We start from the raw sequence: 16,478 nt of genomic DNA, 5'->3' as shown, positions 1-16,478 counted from the left end.
CCGTCAACCCTTAATTTCGTCTTTCTATCAATAACTTGCAGAAAGCCTTAATTCGGGCTGCCACTTCTATATAGAAGGGAGGTTACCCCTCTATATAGATGCGGCTATTACACCACCCCGGCAGCCTTGAACGCTGCGACTTCAATAGCACCCATGCCTAGCACTCGCTGCAAAACTTCCAACGTATGCTCGCCCAACAAGGGCGGCGCATTACGATACTCAACCGGCGTCTCGGAAAGACGAATCGGACTGGCCACCTGTGGGACATTTCCCGCCAAAGCGTGAGGCAGCTCTATCGCCAGCCCCCGCGACTGCACCTGCGGATCCGCAAACACCTGAGCCAAATCATTGATCGGCCCACATGGCACACCCGCCAGCTCCAACTGCGACACCCATTCGGACGTCGTCTTGAACACGGTCGCCTGGCGGATAAGCGGGATCAACAGCGCACGATTCGCCACGCGCTGCTTATTGGTGGCGAACCGGGGATCGTCCGCCCACTGCGGCTGACCCGCCACCTCAGCAAATTTGCGGAACTGCCCGTCATTCCCCACGGTGAGGATGAAATCGCCGTCAGCCGTAGGAAAATCCTGATACGGCACGATATTCGGGTGCGCATTGCCCATGCGCTTCGGCGCATTACCCGTGGTCAGGAAGTTCATGGCCTGATTAGCCAGGCAAGCGACTTGCACATCCAGCAATGCCATGTCGATGTGCTGACCACCGCCGTCATGATCGCGATGCGCCAACGCCGCCAAAATGGCTACCGTTGAGTAGAGCCCGGTCAGGATATCGGTCAAGGCCACGCCCACCTTCACCGGCCCCGCCCCTTCATCGCCTTCAGGCCGGCCTGTGAGGCTCATCAAGCCACCAAGCCCCTGGATCATGAAGTCATAACCGGCGCGCTTGGCGTAAGGCCCGGTCTGGCCGAACCCGGTGATCGAGCAGTAGATCAGGTTGGGATTGATCAACTTCAGCGATTCATAGTCCAGCCCATAGGCCGCTAAACCGCCGACCTTGAAGTTCTCGATCAGGATGTCGGATTTGGCCGCCAGCTCGCGCACCAGCTTCTGCCCTTCCGGCCGGGTGAAGTCGATGGTCACCGATTGCTTATTACGGTTAGCCGATAAGTAGTAAGCGGCCTCGCTGGTGTTTTCGCCGTAGGCATCCTTCAGGAAGGGCGGCCCCCAGGCGCGTGTGTCATCGCCATTGCCGGGACGCTCGACCTTGATGACCTCGGCGCCCAGATCAGCGAGGATCTGCCCGGACCAAGGCCCGGCCAGCACGCGCGATAAATCCAGTACCCGTAGATGCGATAGCGCGCCCATGGCCGTTCTCCTATTAATAGAACGCCTGGAGGCCAGTCTGCGCGCGACCGAGGATCAGCGCATGGACGTCGTGCGTGCCCTCATAGGTATTCACCACTTCCAGGTTGACCAGATGGCGCGCGATACCGAATTCATCGGAGATGCCGTTGCCGCCCAGCATGTCGCGAGCCATGCGCGCGATGTCCAGCGACTTGCCGCAGGAATTACGCTTCATGATCGAGGTGATTTCCACCGCTGCGGTGCCTTCATCCTTCATGCGACCCAGGCGCAAGCAGCCCTGGAGGGCGAGAGTAATCTCGGTTTGCATGTCAGCCAGCTTCTTCTGGATCAACTGGGTCGCGGCTAATGGCCGACCAAACTGCTGACGATCCAGGGTGTACTGACGCGCGGTGTGCCAGCAGAATTCGGCAGCGCCCAACGCCCCCCAAGAGATACCGTAGCGCGCTGAGTTCAAGCAGGTAAACGGCCCTTTCAAACCGCGCACGTCAGGGAAAATGTTCTCTTCAGGCACAAATACGTTATCCATGACGATCTCGCCAGTGATGGACGCACGCAAACCTACCTTGCCGTGGATCGCCGGGGCGCTCAGGCCTTTCCAGCCTTTCTCGAGAACAAAGCCGCGGATGTCGCCCGCGTCGTCCTTGCCCCAGACGACAAACACATCGGCGATCGGGCTGTTGGTGATCCACATCTTGCTGCCGGTCAGGCTGTAGCCGCCGTCAACCTTGCGTGCACGAGTAATCATCGCGCCTGGGTCAGAACCGTGGTTCGGCTCTGTCAGACCAAAGCAGCCAATCCATTCACCCGACGCCAACTTCGGCAGGTACTTCTGTTTTTGCGCCTCGGTACCGAATTCATTGATCGGCACCATCACCAGCGAGGACTGCACACTCATCATCGAACGGTAGCCAGAATCGACCCGCTCGACTTCCCGCGCGATCAAGCCATAACTCACGTAGTTCAGACCGCTACCACCGTACTGCTCAGGGATGGTCGCACCCAATAGGCCGACTTCGCCCATTTCGCGGAAGATCGCCGGGTCAGTCTTTTCATGGCGGAAGGCTTCCAGCACACGCGGCGCGAGCTTCTGCTGGGCGAACTGCGCAGCGGTATCGCGGATCATGCGCTCCTCTTCAGTGAGCTGCTGATCCAGCAACAGCGGATCGATCCAGTTGAAGCTCGCTTTACCGCCCATGAGTGTGTCCTCTCGAATCAGGTCAAATAACGTGAACTGATCCTAGGCGTGGTTCGGCACGACGGCAAACGAGGATTTCGCATACTGTTGTGCTAGTTTCTCACTCCGTAACAGGTGTAAGCCCTGTACAGGCGATTCTTTAGTGAGGTTGACGTACATGCGCCGCAAGATCCCAAGCACCGCCGCCCTGATCAGCTTCGAAGCCGCCGCCCGCCACGAGAGCTTTACCAAGGCCGCGCAGGAACTTTCCCTCACCCAAGGCGCCATCTGCCGACAGATCGCCAGCCTTGAGGAGTTCCTCAGCGTGGAGCTTTTCCGACGCTCCCGACGCGGGGTCAAGCTGACGGAAGCAGGCCTTTCCTACAGCCGGCGCGTCGCTACACAACTGGATGCGGTTGAACGGGACACCTTGTCGGTCATGGGCCAGCAGGGCGCGAACGTCATTGAACTGGCCGTGGTGCCGACATTTGGCACGCAATGGTTGCTGCCGCGTCTGAAAGACTTCCAGCAGCAACAACCGGACGTCACGGTCAACCTGACCAACCGTACGCGCCCCTTCCTGTTTGCCGACACCGAGTTCGACGCTGCCGTTTACTTCGGCGATGCGGACTGGTCCGGTACCGAATCCCACAGGCTCATGGGTGAAAATCCGATGCCTGTCTGTAGCCCCACCCTACTCGGCAAGAAGCCCCTACTGACAGCTGCCGAAATTGCCGAGCTACCACTGCTGCAGCAAACCACTCGACCCTATGCCTGGCGCCAGTGGTTCAACGCTGAACAGTTGAATATCCCGCGAGACATGACAGGTCCGCGCTACGAGCTATTCTCCATGCTGGCGCAAGCAGCCATGCACGACATGGGCATCGCGTTGATTCCACCGTTCCTCATCCAGCGCGAGCTGGCCGAGAAACGCTTAGTCATTGCCAATTCTCGTGCGCTGTCCAGCATCAAGGCGTATTACCTGATGATTCCTGAACGAAAGGTCGAATCAGCGTCATTACGGGCGTTTCGCGATTGGCTGGTGAACCAGGCACAGCGCTACAGCCTAGAGCAATAAGGCTTCCGAAAGGTAGCTGACCTCGTAGTCAGAAAACCAAAAACACTACAGATATACGTATATGTCGCATTTACAAAACTGTATTGCCAAGCGGTACAAACGTGCCAAAACCGCCAAGGGACGTGGCTTGCAGCGATAATTACGACCTCATGGGCAGCCATTCACGTCATGAACATGCATATTGTTCAAAACCGTCCAAAATCCTTATAAACCACGGCCCACAAGGGATTGCGCTGTTCAGTTGCGACATTCGGTCACAGGATGACTTGTAGTTAATTTTCCGTCACCTGTCATAAACCCTTGAAGGCCTCAAAGTTCGCCTGCAAAATGCCGCGCCCCGCCTCAGATTTGGCGGGATCGTGCTGATCGGCCGCCCCAGCCGCACCATCCGCAGTGCCTGGGTTTACTCAATAAGATCACGCAGGAGATTTGACGTGCACATTGGTGTTCCTCTCGAAACCCAGACGGGCGAAACGCGGGTAGCCGCTACCCCGGAAACCATCAAGAAGCTGATCAGCCAAGGCCATAAGGTTACTGTGCAAAGCGGCGCCGGCATCAATGCCAGCGTTGTCGACAGTGCCTATGAAGCCGCAGGCGCCACGATTGGCAGTGCCAACGAGGCGTTTGGCGCGGAGCTTATTCTCAAAGTGGTCGCCCCCAGCGACGCCGAATTGCCGCTGATCAAAAGCGGCGCTGTGCTGGTGGGCATGCTCAATCCGTTCAGCAACGAAACCATCGCCAAACTGGCCGAGCGCGGAATCACCGCGTTTGCCCTGGAAGCGGCGCCGCGCACCTCCCGCGCGCAAAGCCTGGATGTGTTGTCGTCGCAGGCCAACATCGCGGGTTACAAAGCCGTGTTGCTCGCCGCGCATCACTATCCGCGCTTCATGCCGATGCTGATGACCGCCGCCGGGACCGTGAAAGCGGCACGGGTGCTGATCCTCGGTGCCGGTGTCGCTGGGTTGCAAGCGATCGCCACGGCCAAGCGCCTGGGTGCGGTGATCGAGGCGTCGGACGTGCGCCCTGCGGTGAAGGAACAAATCGAATCCCTCGGTGCGAAATTCGTCGATGTGCCATACGAAACCGACGAAGAGCGCGAAGCCGCTGTCGGCGTTGGCGGCTATGCCCGGCCCATGCCCGCCAGTTGGATGCAGCGCCAGGCCCTGGCCGTGCACGAACGCGCCAAGCAAGCTGACATCGTCATCACTACCGCGCTGATTCCGGGCCGCAAGGCGCCAACCCTGCTAAGCGCGGAGACGGTAGCGCAGATGAAACCCGGCTCGGTGGTCATCGACCTGGCCGCTGCCCAAGGCGGCAACTGCCCGCTGACCGTGGCCGATCAGGTGGTCGTCGAACAGGGCGTGACGATTTGCGGGCCGACCAACCTCGCTGCCGCCGTCGGTGCTGACGCTTCGGCGCTGTACGCACGCAACCTGCTGGACTTCCTGAAACTGGTCTTCACCAAGGAAGGCCAGTTCGAGATCAACCTCGAAGACGACATTGTCGCCGCGTGCCTGATGTGCCGCGACGGCCAAGTCATCCGCAAAAACGCCTAAGCAGGGATTCAGACGATGGAAGAGCTTATCTCCCCCGGTATCTACAACCTGATCATCTTCGTGCTGGCGATTTATGTCGGTTACCACGTGGTCTGGAACGTTACGCCTGCACTGCACACGCCGCTGATGGCGGTGACCAATGCGATTTCCGCGATCGTCATCGTCGGCGCCATGCTCGCCGCAGCGCTGACCGTGACCCCGCTGGGCAAAACCATGGGCACCCTCGCCGTGGCCCTGGCCGCGGTCAACGTGTTTGGTGGCTTCCTGGTCACCCGCCGCATGCTTGAGATGTTCAAGAAAAAAGCCCCGAAAGTCGCAAAAGAAGAGGCGCCGAAGTAATGAGCATGAACCTTGTCACGACGCTCTACTTGATCGCGTCGATCTGCTTTATCCAGGCCCTCAAAGGCCTGTCGCACCCGACCACCTCGCGGCGCGGCAACCTGTTCGGCATGCTCGGCATGGGCCTGGCGATCATCACCACCGTGGGCCTCATCTATAAGCTGGGGGCTGAGCTCGCCACCGCAGGCATCGGTTATGTCATCGTCGGCCTGCTGATCGGCGGCACCGCCGGTTCGATCATGGCCAAGCGGGTTGAGATGACCAAGATGCCGGAACTGGTCGCTTTCATGCACAGCATGATCGGCCTGGCGGCAGTGTTCATCGCCATCGCGGCGGTGGTCGAGCCGCAGTCCCTGGGCATCGTCAAGCAACTGGGGGATGCGATTCCGGCCGGTAACCGCCTCGAGCTGTTCCTTGGCGCCGCGATCGGTGCGATCACGTTCTCGGGGTCGGTGATTGCCTTCGGCAAGCTCTCGGGCAAATACAAGTTCCGCCTGTTCCAGGGCGCGCCGGTGCAATTCGGCGGCCAGCACAAGCTGAACCTGATCCTCGGCCTCGCCACTCTGGCGCTGGGCATCACCTTCATGCTGACCGGCAGCCTCGGCGCGTTCGCTCTGATGCTGGCCCTGGCCTTCGTGCTTGGCGTGCTCATCATCATCCCGATCGGTGGCGCCGACATGCCGGTGGTGGTGTCGATGCTCAACAGTTATTCGGGCTGGGCGGCAGCCGGCATTGGTTTCTCGCTGAACAATTCGATGCTGATTATTGCCGGTTCGCTGGTGGGTTCGAGTGGTGCGATCCTGTCGTACATCATGTGCAAGGCGATGAACCGCTCGTTCTTCAACGTCCTGCTCGGCGGCTTCGGCAATACCGCGGATGCGGCTGGCCCGGCCGGTTCGAAGGAAGCCCGCCCGGTGAAATCCGGCTCGGCGGACGACGCTACGTTCCTGCTGACCAACGCCGACACCGTGATCATCGTCCCGGGCTACGGCTTGGCAGTGGCGCGAGCGCAGCACGCACTCAAGGAGCTGACCGAAAAACTGACCCATCGCGGCGTGACTGTGAAGTACGCGATTCACCCAGTGGCCGGCCGGATGCCTGGCCACATGAACGTGCTGCTGGCCGAAGCCGAAGTGCCTTACGACCAGGTGTTCGAGATGGAAGACATCAACTCCGAGTTCGGCCAGGCCGACGTGGTGCTGGTGCTCGGCGCCAACGACGTGGTTAACCCGGCCGCCAAGAACGATCCGAAATCGCCGATCGCCGGCATGCCGATTCTGGAAGCGTTCAAGGCCAAGACCATCATCGTCAACAAGCGCTCAATGGCCAGCGGCTATGCCGGCCTGGACAACGAATTGTTCTACCTGGACAAGACCATGATGGTGTTTGGCGACGCCAAGAAAGTCATCGAAGATATGGTCAAAGCCGTCGAGTAACACGGACGGCAACGTATAACGCCCCGACTCGTCGGGGCGTTTTTGTTTGTCCGATTGACTGAAATCAACGCGTTGTTATTACCGATCCGGTAATGGTGTTTTGTCTGCAAGCCCCGGAATAGAAGCCTCGAATTCGACCTTGGTCGTGGGACGCCAACCGTAGCGATTCACTAGACTGCGCTTCCTGTACCCGTGCCCGAGATAACAATCCATGTACCGTGACCGTATTCGCTTGCCTTCGTTGTTGGATAAGGTGATGAGCGCCGCCGAGGCTGCCGCACTGATTGAGGACGGCATGACCGTCGGCATGAGCGGCTTCACCCGCGCCGGCGAAGCTAAAGCCGTGCCCCACGCACTGGCCGAGCGCGCGAAGGTCACGCCCATGAAAATCAGCCTGATGACCGGCGCCAGCCTGGGCAACGATCTCGATAAACAGCTGACCGAGGCCGGCGTGCTGGCCCGGCGCATGCCGTTCCAGGTCGACAGCACGCTGCGCAAGGCGATCAACGCTGGCGAGGTGATGTTCATTGATCAGCACCTGTCGGAAACCGTCGAGCAACTGCGCAACCAGCAACTGAAGCTGCCGGATATCGCCGTCATCGAAGCCGTGGCGATCACGGAGCAGGGGCATATCGTGCCCACTACCTCAGTCGGCAACTCGGCGAGCTTCGCGATTTTCGCCAAGCAGGTGATCGTCGAGATCAACCTGGCGCATAACGCCAATCTCGAAGGCCTGCATGACATTTATATCCCTACCTACCGCCCGACGCGTACGCCGATTCCGCTGACCAGCGTCGATGACCGCATTGGCAGCACCGCGATCCCGATTCCCGCGGAGAAAATCGTTGCCATTGTGATTACCCAGCAATCCGACTCGCCTTCGACGGTACTGCCGCCGGATATCGACACCCAGGCCATCGCCGACCATTTGATCGGCTTCTTCAAGCAAGAAGTGGCGGCCGGGCGCATGACCAACACGCTCGGCCCGCTGCAGGCCGGCATTGGCAGCATTGCCAACTCGGTGATGTGCGGGCTGATTGACTCACCGTTCGAAGACCTGACCATGTATTCCGAGGTGTTGCAGGATTCGACGTTCGACCTGATCGACGCCGGCAAGCTGAGCTTCGCCTCCGGCAGTTCGATCACCCTGTCGAGCCGACGCAACGCGGATGTCTTTGGCAACCTTGAGCGCTACAAGGACAAGCTGGTGCTGCGCCCGCAGGAGATCTCCAACCATCCAGAAGTGGTGCGGCGCTTGGGCATTATCGGCATCAACACCGCGCTGGAATTCGATATCTACGGCAACGTCAATTCGACGCACGTTTGCGGCACGCGGATGATGAACGGGATCGGCGGCTCGGGGGATTTCGCGCGCAATGCACACTTGGCGGTATTCGTGACCAAGTCAATCGCCAAGGGCGGCGCGATTTCCAGTGTGGTGCCGATGGTCAGCCACGTGGACCACACCGAGCACGATGTTGACATCCTCGTCACCGAAATTGGCTTGGCGGATCTGCGAGGCCTGGCACCTCGCGAACGGGCTCGGGTGATCATCGATAACTGCGTCCATCCGGACTATCGGCAAGCCCTCGATGACTACTTTACTGCGGCTTGCGCTCTGGGGGGACACACCCCGCATATCCTGCGGGATGCCCTGCGCTGGCACATGAACCTCGAAGACACGGGCCGCATGCTGGCCGGCTGAAAACAAAACAGAGCAGCTGAGGGCGATACAGTTTCCTCGGCTGCGGTCAGTCATCGCCTATTCCGTCACAAACTGTACTGCTGTACTGGTCATTTCCTACCGTAAAAGCCTGCACTCTGATCCGAAAACGCCATAAAAGCACTGAAACGGTGCATATAGGTACAGTTGCCCCGATTTCGACCAGTACACCGCCTATTAACAGTTAACTGGTCCCTCACAATACAGGTGAACTGTATCTAGAGAGACTGGCGCAACAAGAGGAATATGGGCACCAGTTAAACCACTACCTAATCCCGCCATAAGCGGAAGGATGTCAACCATGGAACGTACACTCAGTTCCGACCTGTTCTTCGAAAACACTGCGGCAAAAACCCAGGCCTCCCTGCCTCTTCGCGCATTCGCCAACCTGATGTTGTGGCAGCGCCGCATCTCCAGCCGTCACCAATTGGCTCGTCTGGATTCGCGTCTGCTGGCTGACGCCGGGATCAGCGAAGCACAACGCTTCGAAGAGCTGAGCAAGCCGTTCTGGCGCTAATTTAGCGTCGCTGGCCCTGACCCACTGGGTCCACCGCCAGCATCCCAAATTGAAAAAACAGAGCCCGTCGTGGGAAACCACGACGGGCTTTGTCGTTTTCGACTGTCTCACTCATGGTAAAAACAGTGACTTATCTAAGGCAGGCACAGTTTCGTTGAGATTATTTTAGAGCAGTACAGTTGGCGCAGCACGCGCAATAACCGGCCAAAAGCCACGACTGTGCAAATCGCCCGATCACAGCCTAATATCCAACGCAACGTGGCGATTGCCGCTATGCGCGCGTCTGATCCAGACACCATCCAGAGTGCAGTGCCGTTTTTTCGGCTTATTAAGGAGTCACCCCTATGTCCCGTCTTCGTCTGCTCAGCGCTGCCGCCCTGTTTGCACTGGCCGCCAACGCCCATGCCACTAGTTTCATCGTGACCACCGACGCTGTGGTCGGCGCGCTGAAATCCAGTTCCGATGCCACCTCCGATGTGACCTCATCGTTCCGCGACGACAAGGTTGTACTGGCCGCCCGCGATGATGCCGCGAGTTTCGTGGCCAGCGAAGGCGCGATCCGCGGCGTGAAACTCGAAAGCGCACTCGACCACATCCGCCACCAGGCACCTCAGCTACAAGCCAGCGATGCGCAACTGGCGCAGGCGATCCTGACGATCTGATCACCGGCAATAAAAGAGTCTTCATGTTTCCACGCTGGCTCTAGACCGGGCATTACGCTAGCCTTGGGGCTCGTTTGCAGCAATCGAGCCCCATGCTTTTTCAACGATATACGCTTATTTTTTCGTTACTGACCGGCGCCTGCTGGATGGCCTCGGCGAATGCCGTTGATGCCATCACTCAAGGCACGGTCATGAGTGGTTACGCCACAAGCCTGGTGACCTCCGCGCCCTTCGATCATAAACTGCTGGTCGCGGCCCAGGATGACGCCGCCGCGTTCATTGCCAGTGACGGCCAACTGCGAGGCGCTCGGCTGGAATCAGCACTGATGTACTTGCGCCAGACCCAGCCAAAACTTCGTGCCAGCGACCTTGAACTGGCGCAGGCAATTCTCGTCCAATAGCTATCATCGTTCCTCCGGAGTCGTTCCATGCGTAGCCCGCTGATTGCTGCCGCCCTTGGCCTGTTCTTACTGGCCGACGTGGCTCAGGCGCAAACCCTGGTAGCCACCAGTAACATCATCGTTCGTGCTTCCCAACGCACCATCGATTTCACCTCGGACACCACCACCTCCATTCGCGACTCGAAAATCGTTCGGGAAGCCCATGACGACGCCGCGAGCTTCGTCGCCAGTGACGGTGATATCCGCGGTGCTAATCTGGAAGCCGCCTTCAACACCTTGCGTACCCGCGTGCCCGAAGCCCGCGACGCCAGCGATCAGGTCCTCGCAGAAGCCATTCTCGCCCTGTGAGGTCCTTAACTGCCTGGCTACTGGGCGGGGTCATGTTGCTGATCGGCAACACGGCCTCGGCCAGTTTGCGTTTGCAGCTAAAAACCGATGGTTTGAGCCCGGCGCAACAGCAGGCTAGCCAGGCATTGCTCGACGAGGCGATGCGGGCTTTGCCGCCACACTTCATCGAGCAATTGGATCGACGTATCGATGTCGGCTGGACCGACAACATGCCGAGCAACGCCTACGGCCAAGCGTCGCTGGTGTCCGAGCTGGACCTCAATCGCAAGCTGCTGGACAGCCTCACCGACGGCAGCGCCGCAACTGAGAAAACCTATCGCCCTCACGGCACCGTGCGCCGGGAAATGCTCGCCACGGTGCTGCACGAACTCACCCATATCTACGACCGTTCTCGCCTGTGGCCCGCCCCCGAGCGCACGCTGATCCAGCGTTGCACTCGGCGCAACAACAGTGCCGGGTTGATCGGCATTCCCGACGAGTGCCGCGGCCAGACCAATCGACGCTTCACCCTCAGCGACGACCCGCGCCTGCTCGACCTCGCCGGCTGGCCGCAATATGTCGGGCGCCGGGGTGAGCGCGAGCAACACAACCGGCAGATTGCCCGCAGCCCTGACATCTACGAGACCAGCAGCCCGAAGGAATTCGTCGCGGTCAACATGGAGTATTTCCTGCTGGACCCGAGCTACGCCTGTCGCCGTCCCGCGCTGTACCGTTACTACAAAGCGCATTTTGGCTGGGCTCCACCGGCGAAGGATGCCTGCGCCAAGACCTTCGCGTTTCTCAATGCCGGCAATGACTTCGCCAAGACACCGCTGGGGCAGATCGATCCGGAACGTGTCTACGCCGTTGATTACCTGCTGGCCGAGGCCAATCAGAACTGGGTCAGCCGCTGGGGCCACAGCATGTTGCGCCTGGTGATCTGCGCCCCGGGCCGGCCACGCGGGCCGGATTGCCGCCTCGACCTCGATCAGCACTTGGTGCTGTCCTATCGCGCCTTCGTCGGTGACGTGCAGTTGTCGAGCTGGGACGGTCTGGTGGGCAAATATCCGTCGCGCCTGTTCGTGTTGCCGCTGGCGCAAGTGATCGATGAATACACCAAGACTGAATTGCGCAGCCTGGCCTCGGTACCGCTGAAATTGTCGCGCACCGAGATCGAGGATGTCGTCGAGCACGCCGCCGAAATGCACTGGAGCTACGACGGCAACTATTTCTTCCTGTCCAACAATTGCGCGGTGGAAGGCCTGAAATTGTTGCGCAGCGGCAGCGATAATCCGAAATTAACCGGCCTCGACAGCATCATGCCCAACGGCTTGCTGGAAGTGCTCAAGGGCCGAGACCTGGCGGATACCAGCGTGCTGGACGATCCTCGCGAAGCGCTACGCCTGGGTTACCGCTTCGACTCCTTCCGCGATCGCTACCAGGCGATGTTCGAGGTGTTGAAGAAGCACTTGCCGATCAAGCAAGAGACGGTGGAAGACTGGTTGTCGCTGACAGCCGAGCAACGTCGGCCGTGGTTCGCCCAAGCCGATCTGCGCACCAGCGCCGCCCTGTTACTGCTGGAGCAGGCGAGTTATCGCCGGCAGTTGTTGCTGGCTCAGGACGAAGTGAAGCAGCGCTACCTCGGTGCGCGGGAATTGACCAACGGCGGCATGGACAGAGCCAACGCAACGCTGCGGCAAATCCTCGACAACAGTGGCTTTCTCAGTCGCCCGGCGGAGTTGCTCGACATCGGTGGCTACGGACTGCCGCAACCGAATGAATGGCAACGCCTGGAATCGGAAAGCGCGCTGCGCCAGAAGCAGTTGCAGTCGTTGACCGGCGACCTGGACAAGGAAGTACGTGCCTTGCTCGATCCCGACCGCGCCGCCGAGATTACCGCCAACGAAAACAACATCAGGCAAATCGGCGAGCATCTGCGGGCCTTGCACAAAGCGGCCGGCGGACTCGAATTGCCATAAAAAAAGCCTCTCAACAGTGAGAGGCTTTTTTGATCCCTACAAAACCCCGTCAGAATTTCGTGGACGATGCCAGCACGACGTCCGATCTCCAGGCGCTCGCAGCACTTACCCTCAGCTGACCCGGGCCTTACGCACGCCATCTGCCAGCGCCGCGCAGAGGCTCAGGACACCGTCAATGGCCTGCTCAGGCGTGGCCGCGTCGGCGATGTGATCGATCAGTGCCGAGCCCACCACCACACCATCCGCCAGGCGCGCAATAGATGCCGCTTGCTCCGGGGTACGAATGCCGAAACCAATGCTGATCGGCAAATCGGTGTGACGACGCAGACGAGTGACCGCCTCTTCGACGTGTTCCAGGGTGGCCGCACCGGCTCCTGTCACGCCAGCCACCGACACGTAGTACACGAAACCCGAGCTGCCGTTGAGCACCGTCGGCAGGCGCGCGTCATCGGTGGTCGGGGTGGTCAGGCGGATGAAATCCAGGCCCGCGGCTTGCGCCGGGTCGCACAGTTCGCCGTTATGTTCCGGCGGCATGTCGACTACGATCAGGCCATCGACGCCGGCTTCTTTGGCATCCGCGATGAAACGCGCCACGCCGTACATGTGGATCGGGTTGAAGTAACCCATCAGCACCAGCGGCGTGTCGCTATTGCCTTCGCGGAACTCACGGACCATCTGCAGGGTTTTTGCCAGGTTTTGCTTGGCGCCCAAGGCACGAATGTTGGCCAGTTGGATCGCCGGGCCATCCGCCATCGGGTCGGTGAACGGCATGCCCAACTCGATCACATCGGCACCCGCGTCGGGCAAGCCCTTGAGGATAGCCAGCGAGGTGTCATAGCTCGGGTCGCCAGCGGTGACGAAAGTCACCAGGGCAGCACGGTTCTGTTGCTTGAGTTCAGCAAAACGCGTTTGCAGGCGGCTCATCAGTGTTTCTCCTGCTTGGACGGCATTTGTAAAGAGTGCTCCATATGGTGCATCACGGTTTGCATGTCTTTATCGCCACGGCCCGACAGGTTGACCACCATCAGGTGATCTTTCGGCAGCGTCGGTGCGCGTTTGAACACTTCAGCCAACGCATGCGCGCTTTCCAGGGCCGGAATGATCCCTTCCAGACGGCAGCATTTGTGGAAGGCATCGAGCGCTTCGTCGTCGGTGACCGAGGTGTATTGCACCCGGCCGATGTCGTGCAACCAGGCGTGCTCAGGACCGATGCCCGGGTAATCGAGGCCGGCGGAAATCGAGTGTGCGTCGATGATCTGGCCGTCGTCGTCCTGCAACAGGAAGGTCCGGTTGCCGTGCAGCACGCCCGGTACGCCGCCATTCAGGCTGGCCGCGTGCTTGCCGGTTTCAATACCATGGCCGGCCGCTTCCACGCCGATAATCTCGACGCTCTTGTCATCGAGGAACGGGTGGAACAGGCCCATGGCGTTGGAACCACCACCAATGCACGCCACCAGGCTGTCCGGCAGACGACCTTCCTGGGCTTGCAACTGGTCACGGGTTTCCTTGCCGATGACCGCCTGGAAGTCGCGAACCATCGCCGGATAAGGGTGCGGCCCGGCCACGGTACCAATCAGATAGAAGGTGCTGTCGACATTCGTTACCCAGTCACGCAAGGCTTCGTTCATCGCGTCCTTTAGCGTGCCGGTGCCGGCAACCACCGGGATCACCTCGGCGCCCAACAGCTTCATCCGGAACACGTTGGCTTGCTGACGCTCAATGTCGGTGGTGCCCATGTAGATCACGCAGTCCAGACCAAAACGCGCGGCAACGGTGGCGGTGGCCACACCGTGCATGCCGGCGCCGGTCTCGGCGATGATGCGTTTCTTGCCCATGCGCCGCGCCAGCAGGATCTGGCCGATGCAGTTGTTGATCTTGTGCGCGCCGGTGTGGTTCAGCTCTTCGCGCTTGAGGTAAATCTTCGCACCACCGCAGAACTCGGTGAGGCGTTCGGCGTAATACAACGGGCTCGGACGTCCGACATAGTCACGCTGGAAGTAAGCCAATTCTTCTTTGAATGCCGGATCTTCCTTGGCCAGTTCGTATTCGCGGGCCAAGTCGAGGATCAACGGCATCAGGGTTTCAGCGACGTAACGGCCGCCGAACGCACCGAACAAGCCGTTGGTGTCGGGGCCGCTGCGCAGATTAGTCTGGGTCATGGGTCGCTCCAGGTGAGTGCGTGAGATGACAATGGCGTTCACTCTACCCCTGACATCCCAGTGTGAAAACCGATAAGATCGCCGCAACCTGTCAGGAAAACTCACAGATACCATGAGCCGCGACCTTCCTCCGCTCAACGCCCTCCGGGCCTTTGAAGCCACCGCTCGCCTGAATAGCGTCAGTCAGGCTGCGGAACAGCTGCACGTGACCCACGGCGCAGTCAGCCGGCAGCTCAAAGTGCTGGAAGAGCACCTGGGCATCGCGTTATTCAGCAAGGAGGGACGCGGCCTTAAACTCACAGATGCCGGCGTCCGTTTGCGCGACGCCAGCGCCGATGCGTTCGAGCGCTTGCGCAGTGTCTGTGCCGAGCTGTCGCACAGCTCCGCCGACGCGCCCTTCGTGCTGGGCTGCTCCGGCAGCCTGCTGGCGCGCTGGTTCATCCCGCGGCTGGGACGCCTGAATGCTGATTTGCCCGACTTACGGCTGCATTTATCTGCTGGCGAAGGTGATCTCGATCCTCGCCGACCAGGATTGGACGCCTTGCTGGTGTTCGCGAAACCGCCATGGCCCGCAGACATGCAAGTGTATGAGCTGGCCAGCGAACGGATCGGCCCGGTGTTGAGCCCGCGATACGCCAGCTACCCTGCACTGCAGGATGCCTCGGATAAAGCGCTGCTGGGCGAACCTTTGCTGCACACCACTTCACGCCCGCAAGCTTGGCCGACCTGGGCACAGCAAAGCGGCCTCGACGCCAAGGCGTTGAAGTACGGTCAGGGTTTTGAACATTTGTATTATTTACTGGAAGCCGCAGTCGCCGGACTGGGTGTGGCGATTGCTCCGGAACCGTTGGTGGCGGAGGACTTGAAGGCCGGACGCCTGGTTGCGCCGTGGGGTTTTTGCCAAACCCCGGCGCAACTGGCGTTATGGCTGCCCAAACGCGCCGCGGACGGGCGCGCTCGGCAATTGGCGCAGTGGCTCAAACATGAGCTGCGCCAAGCGAATTAATCGCGTTTGAAGAGCAGGTAAGCGGCCAGCAAGCCCAGCGCGCCAACGGCAACGCCTGCGGTGGTCCAAGGATGATCCTGCGCGTAATCGCGAGTGGCGATCCCGGTTTCGCGGGTTTTGACTTTGACTTCTTCGTAAGCGTCGCTGAGCAGATGACGGGAATGCTTGAGCGCGCTCTCGGCGTTGCTTTTCAGCGCCTTGAGGGTTTTGCGCGACTCGTCCGAGGCGTCGTCCTTCAGGCTTTCAAGGGACTTGAGCAGACTTTCAATCTCCGCTTCCATGCTTTGCAACGAGGCTTTGCGTAATGACGTGTTGGCCATGGTGGCTCTCCTTCATGGGTTGAGTAGCGTGTGTTGGTTGGGACTTCGGCCATCTGAGAAAGTGCAGTAATTCTGAACTTTCCCCTTGGATTGACCGCCAGAAGCAATGAGAAAAATCACTGCTAGGCTGTAAATCAAACCCAAGGAGAACGCTATGACTGACCACCACACCTACAAAAAAGTCGAGCTGGTCGGCTCGTCCCCAACCAGTATCGAGGAAGCCATCAATAACGCCCTGGCCGAGGCCAGCAAAAGCCTCAAGCACCTGGAATGGTTTGAAGTGACCGAGACACGCGGGCACATCGAGAACGGCCGGGCGGCGCACTTCCAGGTCACGCTGAAAGTCGGGTTCCGCATAGCGAGCAGCTGAGAGCGGACAACTGATCTGAACTTGCGCGCTGGCGCAATGCCATAAGGAATGGCAATGCGCTACAAGGTGAGGGCATCCCGCTTCACGCTGCATGCCCTTGCGC

At 59.8% G+C, this 16,478-nt stretch carries 17 protein-coding genes; 12 read left to right on the top strand and 5 right to left on the bottom strand.

What is annotated here, in order from left to right; all coding sequences use genetic code 11:
- Window positions 1-107: 107 nt before the first annotated feature.
- Both RG836_RS07525 and RG836_RS07520 read right to left on the bottom strand, forming a co-directional pair.
- The gene (locus RG836_RS07525; RefSeq protein ID WP_310844435.1) at window positions 108-1,328 is read right to left on the bottom strand and encodes a CaiB/BaiF CoA transferase family protein; all 1,221 of its coding nucleotides are present in this window, start codon (window positions 1,326-1,328) and stop codon (window positions 108-110) included.
- Window positions 1,329-1,341: 13 nt separating this feature from the next.
- Complete coding sequence (locus tag RG836_RS07520) at window positions 1,342-2,523, bottom strand: acyl-CoA dehydrogenase (protein WP_310844434.1); 1,182 nt, start codon at window positions 2,521-2,523, stop codon at window positions 1,342-1,344.
- 157 nt (window positions 2,524-2,680) lie between these two features.
- On the opposite strand from RG836_RS07520, the gene RG836_RS07515 reads away from it, so the two are divergent.
- The 10 genes from RG836_RS07515 to RG836_RS07470 all read left to right on the top strand — a co-directional run bounded on the left by RG836_RS07515 (window position 2,681) and on the right by RG836_RS07470 (window position 12,520).
- Window positions 2,681-3,580 (top strand): LysR family transcriptional regulator, encoded by a 900-nt coding sequence (locus tag RG836_RS07515; protein WP_310844433.1) that lies wholly within the window; start codon window positions 2,681-2,683, stop codon window positions 3,578-3,580.
- A gap of 434 nt (window positions 3,581-4,014) precedes the next feature.
- Window positions 4,015-5,136, top strand: a complete 1,122-nt coding sequence (locus RG836_RS07510; RefSeq protein WP_310844432.1) for a Re/Si-specific NAD(P)(+) transhydrogenase subunit alpha — start codon at window positions 4,015-4,017, stop codon at window positions 5,134-5,136.
- A 15-nt stretch (window positions 5,137-5,151) separates the two neighbouring features.
- On the top strand, window positions 5,152-5,475 hold the full coding sequence (locus RG836_RS07505) for an NAD(P) transhydrogenase subunit alpha part 2 (RefSeq protein WP_016978856.1): 324 nt from the start codon (window positions 5,152-5,154) through the stop codon (window positions 5,473-5,475).
- Window positions 5,475-6,911, top strand: coding sequence for an NAD(P)(+) transhydrogenase (Re/Si-specific) subunit beta (locus RG836_RS07500; RefSeq protein WP_310844431.1), 1,437 nt, complete (start codon window positions 5,475-5,477; stop codon window positions 6,909-6,911). The genes RG836_RS07505 and RG836_RS07500 overlap by 1 nt, the downstream gene beginning before the upstream one ends.
- Before the next feature lie 211 nt (window positions 6,912-7,122).
- Window positions 7,123-8,616, top strand: coding sequence for an acetyl-CoA hydrolase/transferase family protein (locus RG836_RS07495; protein ID WP_310844430.1), 1,494 nt, complete (start codon window positions 7,123-7,125; stop codon window positions 8,614-8,616).
- A gap of 319 nt (window positions 8,617-8,935) precedes the next feature.
- Window positions 8,936-9,151, top strand: coding sequence for a DUF1127 domain-containing protein (locus RG836_RS07490; protein WP_310844429.1), 216 nt, complete (start codon window positions 8,936-8,938; stop codon window positions 9,149-9,151).
- Between the two features lie 344 nt (window positions 9,152-9,495).
- Window positions 9,496-9,813: a DUF2388 domain-containing protein gene (locus RG836_RS07485; RefSeq protein ID WP_310844428.1), complete on the top strand. Its 318-nt coding sequence runs from the start codon at window positions 9,496-9,498 to the stop codon at window positions 9,811-9,813.
- A gap of 92 nt (window positions 9,814-9,905) precedes the next feature.
- Window positions 9,906-10,214, top strand: a complete 309-nt coding sequence (locus tag RG836_RS07480; protein ID WP_310844427.1) for a DUF2388 domain-containing protein — start codon at window positions 9,906-9,908, stop codon at window positions 10,212-10,214.
- 27 nt (window positions 10,215-10,241) lie between these two features.
- The gene (locus RG836_RS07475) at window positions 10,242-10,562 is read left to right on the top strand and encodes a DUF2388 domain-containing protein (protein ID WP_310844426.1); all 321 of its coding nucleotides are present in this window, start codon (window positions 10,242-10,244) and stop codon (window positions 10,560-10,562) included.
- Entirely contained in the window at window positions 10,559-12,520 is a 1,962-nt protein-coding gene (locus tag RG836_RS07470) for a DUF7844 domain-containing protein (RefSeq protein ID WP_310844425.1), read from the top strand. The genes RG836_RS07475 and RG836_RS07470 overlap by 4 nt, the downstream gene beginning before the upstream one ends.
- Before the next feature lie 111 nt (window positions 12,521-12,631).
- Here RG836_RS07470 and trpA read toward each other — a convergent pair whose 3' ends face one another.
- The gene (gene trpA / locus RG836_RS07465) at window positions 12,632-13,444 is read right to left on the bottom strand and encodes a tryptophan synthase subunit alpha (RefSeq protein WP_310844424.1); all 813 of its coding nucleotides are present in this window, start codon (window positions 13,442-13,444) and stop codon (window positions 12,632-12,634) included.
- The gene (gene trpB / locus RG836_RS07460; RefSeq protein WP_310844423.1) at window positions 13,444-14,679 is read right to left on the bottom strand and encodes a tryptophan synthase subunit beta; all 1,236 of its coding nucleotides are present in this window, start codon (window positions 14,677-14,679) and stop codon (window positions 13,444-13,446) included. Before trpB ends, trpA begins: the two co-directional genes overlap by 1 nt.
- Before the next feature lie 112 nt (window positions 14,680-14,791).
- Between trpB and RG836_RS07455 the strand changes: the two genes are divergently transcribed.
- Window positions 14,792-15,685 carry a LysR family transcriptional regulator gene (locus RG836_RS07455; protein ID WP_310844422.1) on the top strand — a complete coding sequence of 298 codons (894 nt, stop codon included), beginning with the start codon at window positions 14,792-14,794 and terminating at the stop codon, window positions 15,683-15,685.
- Here the strand turns inward: RG836_RS07455 and RG836_RS07450 are convergent.
- Window positions 15,682-16,005, bottom strand: coding sequence for an ElaB/YgaM/YqjD family protein (locus tag RG836_RS07450; protein ID WP_310844421.1), 324 nt, complete (start codon window positions 16,003-16,005; stop codon window positions 15,682-15,684). The genes RG836_RS07455 and RG836_RS07450 overlap by 4 nt on opposite strands.
- Window positions 16,006-16,159: 154 nt before the next feature.
- Between RG836_RS07450 and RG836_RS07445 the strand changes: the two genes are divergently transcribed.
- Complete coding sequence (locus tag RG836_RS07445) at window positions 16,160-16,375, top strand: dodecin (RefSeq protein WP_310844420.1); 216 nt, start codon at window positions 16,160-16,162, stop codon at window positions 16,373-16,375.
- Window positions 16,376-16,478: the final 103 nt, after the last annotated feature.

Source organism: Pseudomonas rhizozeae, from assembly GCF_031583775.1.
In the GTDB taxonomy this organism is placed as follows: Bacteria; Pseudomonadota; Gammaproteobacteria; order Pseudomonadales; family Pseudomonadaceae; genus Aquipseudomonas.
This window is presented reverse-complemented; position numbering and strand designations above follow the sequence as displayed.